Below are 12,270 nucleotides of genomic sequence, written 5' to 3'. Positions count from 1 at the left end.
CCGGAACGGTGTCCGGCGGGCGCCGTCGTCGCGGGCCGCCCCGCCCGGGGCCGCGGTCGCGCCGCGCCCCGGCGGCGCGCTCACTCCTTCGCCGCGAGCGGGCCCTCCTTGCGGCCGTACCAGGGCCACCACTCCACCGTGCGCCCGTGCGGGATCATCCGGTCGAGGCGGATGGTCACCCTCAGCGCGAACCCGCCGGCCAGCATCCCCGCCACCAGGTCCGTGAACCAGTGGAAGTGCAGGTAGATGGAGACGGTCGACTGCAGCAGGGCGATGCCCACGATGCAGTACGCCAGGCGCCGGATGATGTGCGGCCGCGCGGCGCCGAACCTGATGATCAGGAAGAGCACCAGCCCGTAGATCAGGATCGCGTTCGCCCCGTGGCCGGAGGGGAAGGCCACATTCCCGGGGCCCATGAAGAAGTCCGGGTCGAAGTGCTTGGCGTGCCCGCGGTTGGTCCCCAGCTTCATCACGGACACCAGGGACATCATCCCCACGACCCCGACCGTGCCCAGCACGATCGGCCGCCAGCTCCGGTGCCAGTAGGCGAGCTGCAGCACCGTGACGCCCAGGACGGGCAGCGCCACGGCACGGGAGGCGACCGTGTCCGGCCAGAGGATCATCGGCTCGCGGAGCACGTCCCAGTAGGGCCGGGGCAGCTCGTTCAGGAAGTTGTCCACCGGGTGCAGCGGGCCCGCCGCGAGCATCGTCATGACGATCAGCGCCACGGCGAGCATGATGGCCACACGGTCGGAGGCGACGCCCCACGCGATCTCGCTCACGCTCGGCCATCGGACCGCGCGCACGACAGGGGGGCCGGGGGCGTACTCGGTGGTACGCACCACGGGGATGGGTCCGCTGTACGGCCCCGCCGCCGGGGTCGTACGCTCTTCCCTGTCGTGTGGTTGGTTCAACTGCCTGGACCGTGGATGTCGGGTCCTCGAAGAGTGCGTCATGTGCTCAGTGCTGTCTCACACGTCGTGGGCTTGCCTGTGGCACCTGGGAAGCGTGGGGGACGGGCTAGCCGTGGTTGCTGGAACTGATCCTGACGTCCTCAGGGTCGACTCGGGGTTGGGACAGGCGCCGGGGTAGAACTACCCCGCTCATCCCGTTCGACGGTCCTACCCGGCGACTGGTTCACTATGTCGTGACCGGCCACCGGTCAGGTCCGTGTCGGGGAACACGCGGCCCAACAGTGCTGGATGTGTCGCGCCGGGTCCTGCCCGGCGATGGTCAACGCAGGTCAAGGCGCTCTTGTCGGACTCATTGCCGTTGCGTGGCCCCTACCACGTACAACGGCGGGTGAGTGTTGCCAACAGATGAGCCTACCCGGACACTTCGCCGCATCGGCGGCACGGCCGCTCAAGTGCGACGCCTCTGCCTCGGGCTTTGCCGTGGGCCCCGTCGGCGGTCCTCGGCGGTTCACCGCGGCGCGACACGTTCGTGAGCCATCCGTTAGCCTTTCGAGGCCTACTGGCCGGTTGACCCGTCGGCGTGTGGCACCCTTCAAAGAGCTTGTACGAAGCTGAGCGAACCGGCCCGGGCACACGGTGGTGTGCGCGGGCCGTGGAACGGAAGGGCCCTGGATGGTCGACCTGCCCCAGTTGCCGGATGATCCCTCGAAGCTCGCGCGCGAGCCGCTGAGGGAGCAGATCCGGCAGGTACTGGTCGAGGGCCTGCTGTCCGGACGCTGGCAGCCCGGCGAGCGGATCGTGGAACGCCGCGTCGCGACCGAGCTGAAGGTGAGCCAGGCCCCGGTCCGCGAGGCGCTCCGGGAGCTGGAGACCCTGCGCCTGATCGAGACCGTGCCCAACAAGGGCGCCCGCGTGCGGGACTTCGGCGTCCAGGACATGGCGGAGATCTACCCCGTCCGCGCCGGCCTGGAGCTCGTCGCCGCCCGGCTGGCCGCGCCCCGGCTCGCCGCCGACCCCTCCGCGCTGGAGCGCGAGGTGGAGGCACTCAAGCGGGCGACCTCGGAGGGGAACGTCTCCGAGCAGATCAGGCACAGCGTGGAGTTCCACCGGGAGATCGTGCGGGCCGCCGACAACAGCGTGCTGCTGCACACGTGGGAGTCGCTGGGCGTCGAGGTGTGGACCGCGCTGTCCGTGCGCTGGCTGAACATGGAGCTGCACGCCAAGGCCGCCGACCACGACCAGATCACCCGGGCGTTCCGTGACGGCGACCCGTCGGTGGGGGACATGGTCAGCGAGCACGTCCTCAACTACGTCGAGGCCGCGCTGAAGTCCCACGAGAGCGTGCGCTGAGGCCGTTTCCCGCCCCGGGGGAGGCGTCCGGGGCCCTCCCCGCGTGTCGCCTCTTCGCCCCGGATCCCGCCTTTCGGCCTTGACCTGCCCCGTTGCACCAAACTTGGGCTATCTGCCGTAAAGTCGTATTGATCGATCATCGATCAGACCGTAGAGTGTGCGCGACGCACGTCACACGTACGCGCGCGCCCCCTCGGATGCGCGGAGTCGTTCATCCGGCCGGTGGACGAACCCTCGCGACCGACACTGCCACGCCGAGCCACGGATGCATAGGGCAGTGGAGACCGGGAAGCAATGCGGTCGGGGGTCCGGGCGACAACTGCACACGAGACCCCACGAGCGCTTCGCGTCCGGGAAGGACGAGCCACGCTTCCCGCGACGCGCCCCGCAACAGCCACAGAGCACCGCAGCCGAATGAGCCCGGCGGCGGCGCACGCCGAGGTCGCGCCCGACAGCGGGACCCCGGCGGGCCTGGCACCCCGGCCCACAGGCCGGGGCGGCAGGCCTTCCCGTACGTAGAAAGGCACACCATGGCTGACACGGCCAAGCCGAAGACCGGCGCCGCCCGGTCCTCAGGGACCCGGCGGCGCGGTCGCAGGGACACCGCCGCCGGCCTCGCCGGCGAGACCCCCGACGTCCTCCTCGACTACTACCGCCAGATGCTGTTCATCCGGCGGTTCGAGGAGCGCACCGCGCAGGCCTACACGCAGGCCCGGATCGGCGGCTACTGCCACCTCAACCTCGGTGAGGAAGCCACCGTCGTCGGCCTGATGACCGCCCTCCAGCAGCGCGACTACCTGTTCACGAACTACCGTGACCACGGGTACGCGATCGGCAAGGGCATGGACCCCAAGCGGGTCATGGCCGAGCTCTACGGACGCTCCGACGGCGTGTCCAGGGGCTGGGGCGGCTCCATGCACATGTACGACACCGAGACCCGCATGCTCGGCGGCTACGGCATCGTCGGCGGCCAGCTCCCGCTGGCCACGGGCGCCGCCCTGGCCATCTCCTACCGGGGCGGCGACGAGGTCGTCATGTGCCAGATGGGCGACGGCACCACCAACATCGGCGCCTGGCACGAGTCCCTCAACATCGCCAAGCTGTGGAACCTGCCCATCGTGTTCGTGGTGATCAACAACTTCACCGGCATGGGCACCACCGTCGACATGTCCTCCGCCGAGCCCGAGCTGTACAAGCGCGGCTCCGCCTTCCGCATCGAGGGCGAGCGCGTGGACGGCCGCGACGTGCTCGCGGTCCGCGACACCGCCGCCCGCCTGGTCGAGCGCGCCCGCGAGGAGCAGACGCCGTTCCTGCTGGAGGCGTGGAGCCACCGGATGAAGGGCCACTCCGTGGTCGACCCGGCCAAGTACCGCACCGACGAGCAGAAGGACGAGGCCCGGTCCGAGGAGAACGACCCGATCGCCCTCTTCGGCGCCAGGCTCTCCGAGGCCGGCATCCTCACGGACGAGCTGCGCGACGAGCTCGCCGCGTCCGTCAAGGAGGAGGTGGCCGAGGCCGCCGACTTCGCCGAGAACAGCCCGCACCCGGACGTGTCCACGCTGTTCGACTACACGTACGCCACGCCCGTCCCCAACGAGTCGCGCCGCATGCCCGCCGACCCGGTGTTCGCAGAGTAGAGAGGGACCGAGCACATGTCTGTGATCACTTACCGCCAGGCTCTGCGCGACACGCTCCGCGCGGAGATGGTCCGCGACGAGAACGTCCTCGTCATGGGCGAGGAGATCGGCGTCTTCGAGGGCTCCTACAAGATCACGGAGGGCCTGCTCAAGGAGTTCGGCCCCCGCAGGGTCAAGGACACCCCGATCGCCGAGGAGGGCTTCGTCGGCGCCGCGATCGGCGCGGCCATGCTCGGCCTGCGTCCGGTCGTCGAGCTGATGACGATCAACTTCTCGCTGATCGCCATCGACCAGATCATCAACCACGCCGCCAAGATCTACGGGATGTTCGGCGGCCAGACCAGCGTGCCCATGGTCATCCGCACCCCCGGGGGCGGCGGCCAGCAGCTCGGCGCCACGCACTCGCAGAACATCGAGCTGTTCTACTCGTTCATCCCCGGCCTCAAGGTGCTCGCTCCCAGCACCCCGGCCGAGGCCTCCGCGATGCTGCGGGCGGCCATCCGCGACGACGACCCGGTCCTGTTCCTGGAGAACCTGGGCCTGTACAACTCCAAGGGCGAGGTCCCCGACGACTACGCCCAGCCGTCGAACGACAACGTCGCCACGATCGGCCGGGCCAAGGTGACCCGCGAGGGCTCCGACATCACCCTCATCGGCTACTCCCGGATGGCGATGGTCGCCACCCAGGTCGCCGAGAAGCTGGCCGAGGAGGACATCAGCGTCGAGGTCGTCGACCTGTGCAGCCTCCGGCCCCTCGACCGCCAGACCTTCGTCGACTCGGTCAAGAAGACCGGCGCCGCGGTGATCTGCGAGGACGACTGGCTGACCTACGGCATCGGCGCGGAGATCGCCGCGTCGATCCAGGAGGGCGCCTTCGACTACCTGGACGCCCCGGTGCGCCGGGTCGCGATGGCGGAGGTCCCCATGCCGTACGCCAAGCCGCTGGAGACGGCCGCCCTGCCGTCGGTCGAGTCGATCAGCACCGCCATCAAGGAGACCCTGAGCGCCGTCGGCAAACGGGTCGGGTAGAGGGAGATTCCAAGTATGAGCGAGATCCAGATGCCGCGCCTCTCCGACACCATGGAGGAAGGCGTCATCAGTACGTGGGTCAAGCAGGTGGGCGACAAGGTCGCCTCCGGTGACGTCCTGGTCGAGATCGAGACCGACAAGGCCGTCATGGAGTACGAGGCCTACGAGGACGGCTACCTGGTCAAGCAGTCCGTGTCCGAGGGCGACACGGTGCCGATCGGCGCCGTCATCGGCGTGATCGGCGACTCCCCCGACGCGGTGCCGGAGGACTCCGGCTCCGGCGGGTCCGAGCCCGCCGAGGAGGCCTCCGACTCCGCCGGGGCGCAGGAGGGCGCCTCCGCTCCCGCCGAGGAGTCCGCTCCCGCCGAGGCCCCCGCCCCGTCGTCCGGCGGCGGCGAGGACGGTCCGCGTCCGCGCACGTCCCCCCTGGCCCGCAGGCTGGCCCGGGAGTACGGCCTGGACATCAACAGCATCCAGGGGTCGGGCCCCAAGGGCCGGATCGTGCGCGCCGACATCGAGGCCGCCGCCAAGGACGGGGCGGCACGCGAGTCGGCCCCCGCCGCGCCGGCCGCGCAGGAGTCGCGGCCCGCACCGGCCGCGGCCCAGGCCGCACCGGCGTTCGACGACGGCCGCGACTCCGAGGAGCTCAAGGTCAGCAACGTGCGCAAGGTGATCGCGCGCCGCCTGACCGAGAGCAAGCAGACGGTGCCGCACTTCTACCTGCGGCGCACGATCGACGCCGAGGCCCTCAAGGGCTTCCGCGGCCAGATCAACGAGCAGCTGGCATCCACGGGCGCGAAGATCAGCTTCAACGACCTGATCGTCAAGGCGTGCGCGACGGCGCTCAAGCTGCACCCGGCCGTCAACACCTCGTGGGTCGAAGACAAGCTGCTCCAGCACCACCGCATCAACGTCGGCGTGGCCGTCGCCGTGGACGCCGGGCTGGTCGTGCCGGTGCTGCACGACACCGACAAGGCGACGCTGTCGGAGATCTCCACGCGCACGCGCGAGCTGGCGGGCAAGGCCCGTGACGGCAAGCTGAAGCCGCAGGAGATGAGCGGCGGCACGTTCAGCGTGTCCAACCTGGGCATGTTCGGCGTGGACAGCTTCTCGGCGGTCATCAACCCGCCGGAGGCGGCGATCCTCGCGGTCGGCGCGATGCGCCAGGAGCCGGTGGTCGTGGACGGCGAGGTCGTCGTGCGCAACCGGATCTCCCTGGAGCTGTCGGTGGACCACCGCGCGGTGGACGGCGCGGTCGGCGCGGCCTTCCTGAAGGACCTCGCGGAGATCCTGGAAGAGCCGATGCGGATCATCCTGTAGCACCCGAAGTACCCGCAGCACCTGAACGCGGACGCCCCGGCCGAGGATCGGCCGGGGCGTGCGTCGTTCCCGGAACCGCCGCGCACCGGCGGGTTCGCAGGCTTTGTCCACAGCCTGTGGACAAAGCGGACCGGCGGGGAAGCGGGGAGGCGTGTGGGCGGCCGAGGGGCACGTCACCAGGGCGACATGGCGACGGCCCGGCCGAGGAGGGCGCCTCCCGCCACCGCGGCGCCGTAGGACAGCGCCCGCCAGGTGAGCCGCCGGGTCCGTCGGGCACGGGGCCGCCGATGACGCCCACCTGCGGACACGGGACCCGCCTCCGGGACGTCCGATCGGGCCGGGGCCCGTTCCCGCTGAGCGCGACGCTCCTCCGCCACCCTCATCCGGTCGGGCAGGGCTCCGTGTTCGATCCGGTAGGCGACCCTCGGGTTGCCGCGCATCTGGTCGAGGAGCTGCTGTTCCCGGGTGGGCCCGGGAGTGTGGGAGGTGAGAGCGGTGCGGGGGAACCGGTGTTCACAGGGTGTGTCGGTCACCGCACGCATGTGCGGGGCAACGGCGGCGGTCATCAGCCGGTCTCCCCGGTGGTGACCTCGGCCCACACGGCTGTGCCCAAGTCGGCGCAGAAGGGGAAGGGGACCACCGGGGAGGACTCCCGTGCCCCGTCGTCCACGACGACCAGGCGCAGCACGCCCGGTTCCGGTGCGAAGAGCGCTCGCAGCACCCGGCCGTCCGGGTCGGCTCCCGAGCGGGTGTGCTCGACGGCGTTGGCGGCCATCTCGCTCGCGCACAGGACAGCGGTCTCCACCAGGTCCTCGGTGAACCCGGCCGGGTCGGAACGCAGGTCCGCGCGGATCGTGCTCGTCCGGGAGAGGTCTCCGGGGTAGACCCGTGCAGGCCACGGGCGCTCAGGAGGGATCGCGTGCGGCAGAATGGACATGTCGACAACTCGCTTTCTATGTGAACTCGGAATGCCTGTCGGCCTGCTCTGGGGGTGTTCTCAGCACCCGCCAGAGCTTTTTCGTGGTCGCCCTCAGGGGTGGGCGACCCGGTGTGCGGAGAGCGTTGCCAGAACCCCGCCGGCCTCTTCTCCGCTGGTGATCGCCTTGCGTTCCGCCAGGAGCCTGAGGGATTCGGCGATGTGGACCAGGAGGTCCAGGGAGTCACTGACCGGGAGTGCCGCGCCGCGCAGGTCCTCGAACAGGTCGGAGAAGGCCCGGACCTCCTGTGGCGCGGAGACGAGCTGACCGTCCCCGCAGGGGGAGACGAGGTGGGCGACGGTGTACACCGGCCCCAGGGACAGGAGACGGAACGGTCCCATCGGGCAGGGGTGTTCGGCCACGTCGGCCGGGACGACCTGGAGGCACAACCCGCTGGCCCGCATGGAACCGATGAGGCGGCCCAGCTGTTCGCGCATCACCTCGGCCCCGCCCACCCGGGCCCGCACCGCGGCTTCGTTGACCACCACCCGCAGCGAAGCCGTGCCGTTCCAGCCGGTCGACTGCCCCGGGGCCCTTCCCCGCGCTCGGCCGAGCGCGGTCGCGTAGGCGTGGGTCTGGACCGTGGTCGGAAGTGCCCCGGGGTGGAACTCGCGCAGGGCGCTCACCGAGGAGTCGAGTTCGTGCGGCCGGGCCCCCGACTCCAGATGGGTGTTGAGCGTGGAGCGGGCCCAGGCGTTGACCAGGCTGCCCTGCGCGTCGAGTTTGCGGTCCAGGTACTCGGCGAGATGGCGCGGTACCGCGGCGGTGCCCTCCTCCACCCGGCGGAGTCCGGAAGCCTCGCACACCTCTCGCATCAAAACCACATCCTGGTGTCACCGGAGCCTTCGCGATCCTGTCCCTGTCAAAGTTGGACTTTGTCCACGTCGAGCTGATGACCAGCGACGTCTACGTCGAAGACGAGGTGAGCGTCGCCGAGTACAGCGCCGCATACGACGTCCTGGCGGAGCTGGCCTATCCCCCTGAGAGATCCCGCGAAACTATCGCTGGCATCATGGAGTCCCTGAAGCGATGAAGGTTAGGACGAGATCCAGTGTTCCCGTACGAGTGGCGCAAAAGTTCCTACAGCGCAGGGCAGAGCGCGTGCGTAGAGGTCGCGACGCCCGCCCGCGCGGGCGCCGCGATGCGTGACACCAAGCACAGAGATCTCGGTGCACTCAGCTTCCCCAGCCCTGAGTGGCAGGCCTTCCTCAGCACCGCCCAGAGCGACCAGCCCTAGCCTCCGAACCACCTCCGCCCCCGGTCGTCGGCCGGGGGCGTCGTCGTTCAGGAAGCAGACCAGGCGCGGAACTGCTCCCGCGCGGCATCGGACCTGAGGCTCAACCGCCCGGCGCCCCGGCCTCCGGGCGGACGTGCGAGCATTCTCCCCATGCTCCCCCTGCTCGCCTTCCCCCTCCTCATACCCGCCGTCCAGTGCCTGATCCTGATGTCCGTGATGTTCCTGGTATCCGGTATCTCCTCCCTCAAGCGCACCGGCCGCCGCGTGGAAGAGGGGGAGTCCTGGGCGGAGGCGGTGGAGCCCGGACCCCTGATCCATGTCGCGGCGATCGCGCTCCTCGCCGCGCTCGTCGTCCAACTCCGCGCGCTGATGTACTACGGTCCCAGCTTCTTCCCGGAGGACACCTGCATCTTCCACGCGAATATCCAGGCGCCCCGAGCTCCCACGACGCGTTCCCGATCAGTACCGTGTGTCCCTACGGCCTCGACCCCGGCGGCGTGCAGATCGTGCCGGCCTGGACCAACCCGACGATCGCCGTCCTGGTCGCGGCGGCCGCGGTGATCCTGGCGGCGGCGTACGCCGTGCACCGCAGGCGCACGTAGCGGACCGCCCGGAGACGGTGTCGGCTCGTATCGGGAGATCTCCTTCGCGGTGGTCCCGGCCCATGGCGCGCCTCGGACGCCCGCCCCCGCCACGGACACGGGAGCAAGCCGGGGTGAAGCGCCGACGAGTCGACACGGCGACGGGGCGGCGCCGGCACCGCTCCGTACGAGGACGGGTCGCCGCGCGGGCTCCCCCGTCCGCGGGGCACATGACGCGCCGGACGAGCGGCGGGCGGCGAGCGGCGAGCGGCGCCCACACCCTCCGCTCCTGCCTGGGCGCGTGGGAACACCCGGCACAGGTCCGAGTGCCGCCGGCCCGTCCGGGGAACCGGCGCGGGTCCTCCCGCTGATTCCGGGCGGGACCGGACGGAAGGGGCATCCGTTCAACGGCCCCCGCGGGGCGGCGCGGGCGGGGTACGGTCGGCCGCATGGCCCTCATCCTGCACCTGACAGAGCTGGAGCGCTGGACCTCCGGCGGGGACGTCGAGCCGGAGTCCCTGCGCGACCAGGGGTTCGTGCACGCCTCCCCGGACGAGCCGACGCTGCTCGCCGTGGCGAACGCGCTGTACTCCGACGCGGCCGGCCCCCTGGTCGCCCTCGTCGTGGACACGGACGCCGTCGCGGCCGAGGTCAGATGGGAGGCCGCCGACCCCACCCCTCCGCCGGGGGTGGGCCCGGACGTGCTCTTCCCGCACGTCTACGGACCCCTGCCGCGAGGCGCGGTGCGCGGGGTGCTCCACCTGCGACAGGACCCCTCCGGCAGCTACACCGCCGCGGAGGAGCGGTCGGCCACCGCCGAGCTCCTGGACCTGCTGCCGCACCCGGAGGGCGGCTGGTACCGGCCGACCTGGCGTGCCGGGACGCAGGTCCGGCCGGAGGGCCGCCCGGGGCCGCGGTCGACCGCCACGGGGATCACGTTCCTGCTGGGGCCCCGTGAGGAGTCGCGCTGGCGCCGGCTGCGCTCCGAGGAGGTGTGGGCCTTCCACCGCGGCGGTCCGCTGTGGCTGGAGCTGGGCGGGCGCGGGGACTCCCCCGTGTCCGAGGGCGGCGCGGTGCTGGGCCCCGCGATCGAGCGGGGCGAGCACCTCCAGTTCGTGGTCCCCCGCGACACCTGGCAGACCGCCCGTCCGCTGTCGGAAGAGGAGGTCCTCGTCGGCTGCTTCGTGTCGCCGGGCTTCGACTTCGCCGGCTTCGGGACCACCGGGGACTGACCGGCCGCCGTGGGGCGCCACCGGTCCGCGACCGCGCACGGGACCGCCGGACCGCGCGGCCGGAGCAGCCGGGGAGGCCCCGCAGACATGCGGCGACCCCGGACGGGGGCCTCCCGTCCGGGGTCGCTCCGTGGCCCGGGGCCGCCTGGTCAGGCGTGTCCCATCTCCGGCTGGCTGTGGCCTATCGCGGGCCCGCCGTAGCCCATCCGGGGACGGCTCACACGCATGCCGAACCGCTCGTCGCCCGCCACGGGCCGGACCTCGCGCATGCCGATCCGGTCCTCGTCCGCCCCGGGCCGCGCCTCACGCGCCCCCGGCCGGCCCTCATTCGCCACGGCGAGGCTCTCACGCATGCTGAGGCGGTCGCCGCCCGCCCCGGGGCGCTCGTCGTCCTCCCCGAGCCGGTCCTCGTCCGTCCCGGGCCGGTCGTCGCCCGGGTGGGCCTGGGCACCGCCCGGCCCCCCGTTCCTGCCGTTGGCCACGTTGCTGTGCTGGCCGACGCTGGACGGAAGCGTGTGGCGCGCCCTCCCCTTGTCGATGCCGAGGAAGCGGTTGAGGTGCCCCTTCTTGCCGACGACGAACCAGGCGACGGCGCCGAACAGCGGGAACCAGAGGATGAAGATGATCCACAGGAGCTTGCCGCCCCCCGTGGTGTCGCCGTGGGCCAGTGCGGAGATCACGGCGGCGATCACCAGCACCAGCAGGAACAGGCCGATGAGCAGGAAGACCAGCCCGGTGATCCCGCTCATCCAGGCGACGGCGGTGTCCGTACTGTCAGCAAGGCTCGTGAACATGACTCCCCCAAGCATGACGTGATCATATTGTCACGCAGAGTAGTCTTTTGGGGTGCCCACTCCCGTGCATTTCGTGGTTTTCGGGCGTTTCCCGGCCTTGGGGTCCCGGTTCCGATTCTTCGGACCGCGCGCGACCGGACCGAAGACTTTCGATTAGCGCCCCCTACCAGGCCTTTTCACTGCTTTACTGGGAACCATGGGCGAGCTTCGGCGATCTTGCAGGTTCACTCCCCTCCTCCGAACCGGCGTCTGCACCGGAAACGGTGGCGGCACCGTCCCCCGCGACCACCAACTCGGGCGTACCGCCCCCATTTCGCGCAAGCACAGAGACACCCCGTCCACGGGAGGCCCCGCGTCCCGGGCCTCATGACCGTGGTGAGGCAACCGCGCTACCTGTGGCTGGCCGAGCAGCTTCGCGAGCCGATCCTGCGCGGGGAGATGCCGCCCGGCACACGTCTCCCCTCCAGGACCCGGCTGGCGCGCTCCTACCGGGTCAGCGAGCAGATCTCCCGTACCGCGCTCCGACTCCTGGTGACCGAGGGCCTCGTCGAGGCCAGGCCCGGCTCCGGGTACTTCGTACGCACGGTCCCCGAGCTCTTCCGGCTGTGCCGGACGGACTCCTCCTCCGGCTCCGGCCTGGGCAAACTCCGACGTGAGGACATCGGCACCGAGCAGGAGCCGTGCTCGGCCCCGCTGAGCTCGCGGCTCCGGCTGCGCGACGGGGAGCCCGTCTACCGCACCACCTCGCGCGGGCTGGCGTCGGAACTGCCCATCACACTGCACCAGTCGTGGGAACCGGCGTCGCTCACCGCCGGGACCCTGCGCACACCCTTCGACGCGGCGCCCGACATAGGCCTGCTCGACCGGCTCAGCGCCGCGGGCCACCCGGTCGACCGCGTTGTCGAGGAGGTGGGCGTGCGCTCCCTGCGCGACTCCGAGGCCTCACTGCTCGGATCGGCCCCCGGCATACCCGTGCTGGTGGTGGAGCGCACCCACTTCAGCGCCAACCGGCCCGTCGAGACCTCGGACCTCATCGGGACGGCCGAGCAGTGTCGACTCCTCTACAAACTGACACTGGCCCGGCCCCGCCGGCCCGGGGACCCGCGGCGCCGCTGAGGGGCGCACCGCCCCCGGCGCCCCGGCGCCCCGGCGCCGGCCCGGACACGACGAAGGGCGGTGGCCGCTCCCCTCCGCGGAGG

At 71.3% G+C, this 12,270-nt stretch carries 13 protein-coding genes and 1 pseudogene; 9 read left to right on the top strand and 5 right to left on the bottom strand.

Annotation, left to right across the window (positions count from 1 at the left end; all coding sequences use genetic code 11):
* Positions 1-80: 80 nt before the first annotated feature.
* Complete coding sequence (locus ACWGL3_RS26345) at positions 81-845, bottom strand: phosphatase PAP2 family protein (protein WP_267947288.1); 765 nt, start codon at positions 843-845, stop codon at positions 81-83.
* A gap of 741 nt (positions 846-1,586) precedes the next feature.
* Between ACWGL3_RS26345 and ACWGL3_RS26340 the strand changes: the two genes are divergently transcribed.
* The 4 genes from ACWGL3_RS26340 (at position 1,587) to ACWGL3_RS26325 (ending at position 6,250) form a co-directional block, all read left to right on the top strand.
* The gene (locus ACWGL3_RS26340) at positions 1,587-2,264 is read left to right on the top strand and encodes a GntR family transcriptional regulator (RefSeq protein WP_267947289.1); all 678 of its coding nucleotides are present in this window, start codon (positions 1,587-1,589) and stop codon (positions 2,262-2,264) included.
* 530 nt (positions 2,265-2,794) lie between these two features.
* Positions 2,795-3,901, top strand: a complete 1,107-nt coding sequence (gene pdhA, locus ACWGL3_RS26335) for a pyruvate dehydrogenase (acetyl-transferring) E1 component subunit alpha (RefSeq protein WP_452461915.1) — start codon at positions 2,795-2,797, stop codon at positions 3,899-3,901.
* A gap of 15 nt (positions 3,902-3,916) precedes the next feature.
* On the top strand, positions 3,917-4,930 hold the full coding sequence (locus ACWGL3_RS26330; protein ID WP_267947291.1) for an alpha-ketoacid dehydrogenase subunit beta: 1,014 nt from the start codon (positions 3,917-3,919) through the stop codon (positions 4,928-4,930).
* Between the two features lie 15 nt (positions 4,931-4,945).
* The gene (locus tag ACWGL3_RS26325) at positions 4,946-6,250 is read left to right on the top strand and encodes a dihydrolipoamide acetyltransferase family protein (RefSeq protein WP_452461914.1); all 1,305 of its coding nucleotides are present in this window, start codon (positions 4,946-4,948) and stop codon (positions 6,248-6,250) included.
* Between the two features lie 173 nt (positions 6,251-6,423).
* Here ACWGL3_RS26325 and ACWGL3_RS26320 read toward each other — a convergent pair whose 3' ends face one another.
* The 3 genes from ACWGL3_RS26320 to ACWGL3_RS26310 all read right to left on the bottom strand — a co-directional run bounded on the left by ACWGL3_RS26320 (position 6,424) and on the right by ACWGL3_RS26310 (position 8,042).
* The gene (locus ACWGL3_RS26320; RefSeq protein WP_452461913.1) at positions 6,424-6,816 is read right to left on the bottom strand and encodes a hypothetical protein; all 393 of its coding nucleotides are present in this window, start codon (positions 6,814-6,816) and stop codon (positions 6,424-6,426) included.
* Positions 6,816-7,187: an ATP-binding protein gene (locus ACWGL3_RS26315; RefSeq protein ID WP_267947294.1), complete on the bottom strand. Its 372-nt coding sequence runs from the start codon at positions 7,185-7,187 to the stop codon at positions 6,816-6,818. Before ACWGL3_RS26315 ends, ACWGL3_RS26320 begins: the two co-directional genes overlap by 1 nt.
* A 93-nt stretch (positions 7,188-7,280) precedes the next feature.
* Complete coding sequence (locus ACWGL3_RS26310) at positions 7,281-8,042, bottom strand: DUF5753 domain-containing protein (protein ID WP_452461912.1); 762 nt, start codon at positions 8,040-8,042, stop codon at positions 7,281-7,283.
* 35 nt (positions 8,043-8,077) lie between these two features.
* On the opposite strand from ACWGL3_RS26310, the gene ACWGL3_RS26305 reads away from it, so the two are divergent.
* The 4 genes from ACWGL3_RS26305 to ACWGL3_RS26290 all read left to right on the top strand — a co-directional run bounded on the left by ACWGL3_RS26305 (position 8,078) and on the right by ACWGL3_RS26290 (position 10,277).
* Positions 8,078-8,260, top strand: a complete 183-nt coding sequence (locus tag ACWGL3_RS26305) for a Scr1 family TA system antitoxin-like transcriptional regulator (RefSeq protein WP_452461916.1) — start codon at positions 8,078-8,080, stop codon at positions 8,258-8,260.
* An 18-nt stretch (positions 8,261-8,278) separates the two neighbouring features.
* Entirely contained in the window at positions 8,279-8,464 is a 186-nt protein-coding gene (locus ACWGL3_RS26300) for a DUF397 domain-containing protein (protein ID WP_267947298.1), read from the top strand.
* Positions 8,465-8,931: 467 nt separating this feature from the next.
* The gene (locus ACWGL3_RS26295) at positions 8,932-9,066 is read left to right on the top strand and encodes a hypothetical protein (RefSeq protein ID WP_452461911.1); all 135 of its coding nucleotides are present in this window, start codon (positions 8,932-8,934) and stop codon (positions 9,064-9,066) included.
* Between the two features lie 428 nt (positions 9,067-9,494).
* Complete coding sequence (locus tag ACWGL3_RS26290; protein ID WP_452461910.1) at positions 9,495-10,277, top strand: cupin domain-containing protein; 783 nt, start codon at positions 9,495-9,497, stop codon at positions 10,275-10,277.
* 461 nt (positions 10,278-10,738) lie between these two features.
* Here ACWGL3_RS26290 and ACWGL3_RS26285 read toward each other — a convergent pair.
* A pseudogene (locus tag ACWGL3_RS26285) lies at positions 10,739-11,071 on the bottom strand (PLD nuclease N-terminal domain-containing protein); the annotation flags it as partial.
* A gap of 366 nt (positions 11,072-11,437) precedes the next feature.
* On the opposite strand from ACWGL3_RS26285, the gene ACWGL3_RS26280 reads away from it, so the two are divergent.
* Positions 11,438-12,187, top strand: a complete 750-nt coding sequence (locus ACWGL3_RS26280; RefSeq protein WP_378554227.1) for a GntR family transcriptional regulator — start codon at positions 11,438-11,440, stop codon at positions 12,185-12,187.
* The last annotated feature ends 83 nt before the right edge of the window (positions 12,188-12,270 follow it).

This window comes from Nocardiopsis sp. NPDC055824 (assembly GCF_053616335.1).
The sequence above is the reverse complement of the archived record's forward strand: the minus strand, read 5'-3'. Positions and strand labels throughout refer to the sequence as shown.

Bases quoted from the DNA above. Each gene is read 5' to 3' on its own strand.
- ACWGL3_RS26290 (WP_452461910.1), top strand. From the start codon at position 9,495: ATGGCCCTCATCCTGCACCTGACAGAGCTGGAGCGCTGGACCTCCGGC.
- ACWGL3_RS26340 (WP_267947289.1), top strand. From the start codon at position 1,587: ATGGTCGACCTGCCCCAGTTGCCGGATGATCCCTCGAAGCTCGCGCGC.
- ACWGL3_RS26325 (WP_452461914.1), top strand. From the start codon at position 4,946: ATGAGCGAGATCCAGATGCCGCGCCTCTCCGACACCATGGAGGAAGGC.
- ACWGL3_RS26280 (WP_378554227.1), top strand. From the start codon at position 11,438: ATGACCGTGGTGAGGCAACCGCGCTACCTGTGGCTGGCCGAGCAGCTT.
- ACWGL3_RS26320 (WP_452461913.1), bottom strand. From the start codon at position 6,816: ATGACCGCCGCCGTTGCCCCGCACATGCGTGCGGTGACCGACACACCC.
- pdhA (WP_452461915.1), top strand. From the start codon at position 2,795: ATGGCTGACACGGCCAAGCCGAAGACCGGCGCCGCCCGGTCCTCAGGG.
- ACWGL3_RS26315 (WP_267947294.1), bottom strand. From the start codon at position 7,187: ATGTCCATTCTGCCGCACGCGATCCCTCCTGAGCGCCCGTGGCCTGCA.
- ACWGL3_RS26330 (WP_267947291.1), top strand. From the start codon at position 3,917: ATGTCTGTGATCACTTACCGCCAGGCTCTGCGCGACACGCTCCGCGCG.
- ACWGL3_RS26310 (WP_452461912.1), bottom strand. From the start codon at position 8,042: ATGCGAGAGGTGTGCGAGGCTTCCGGACTCCGCCGGGTGGAGGAGGGC.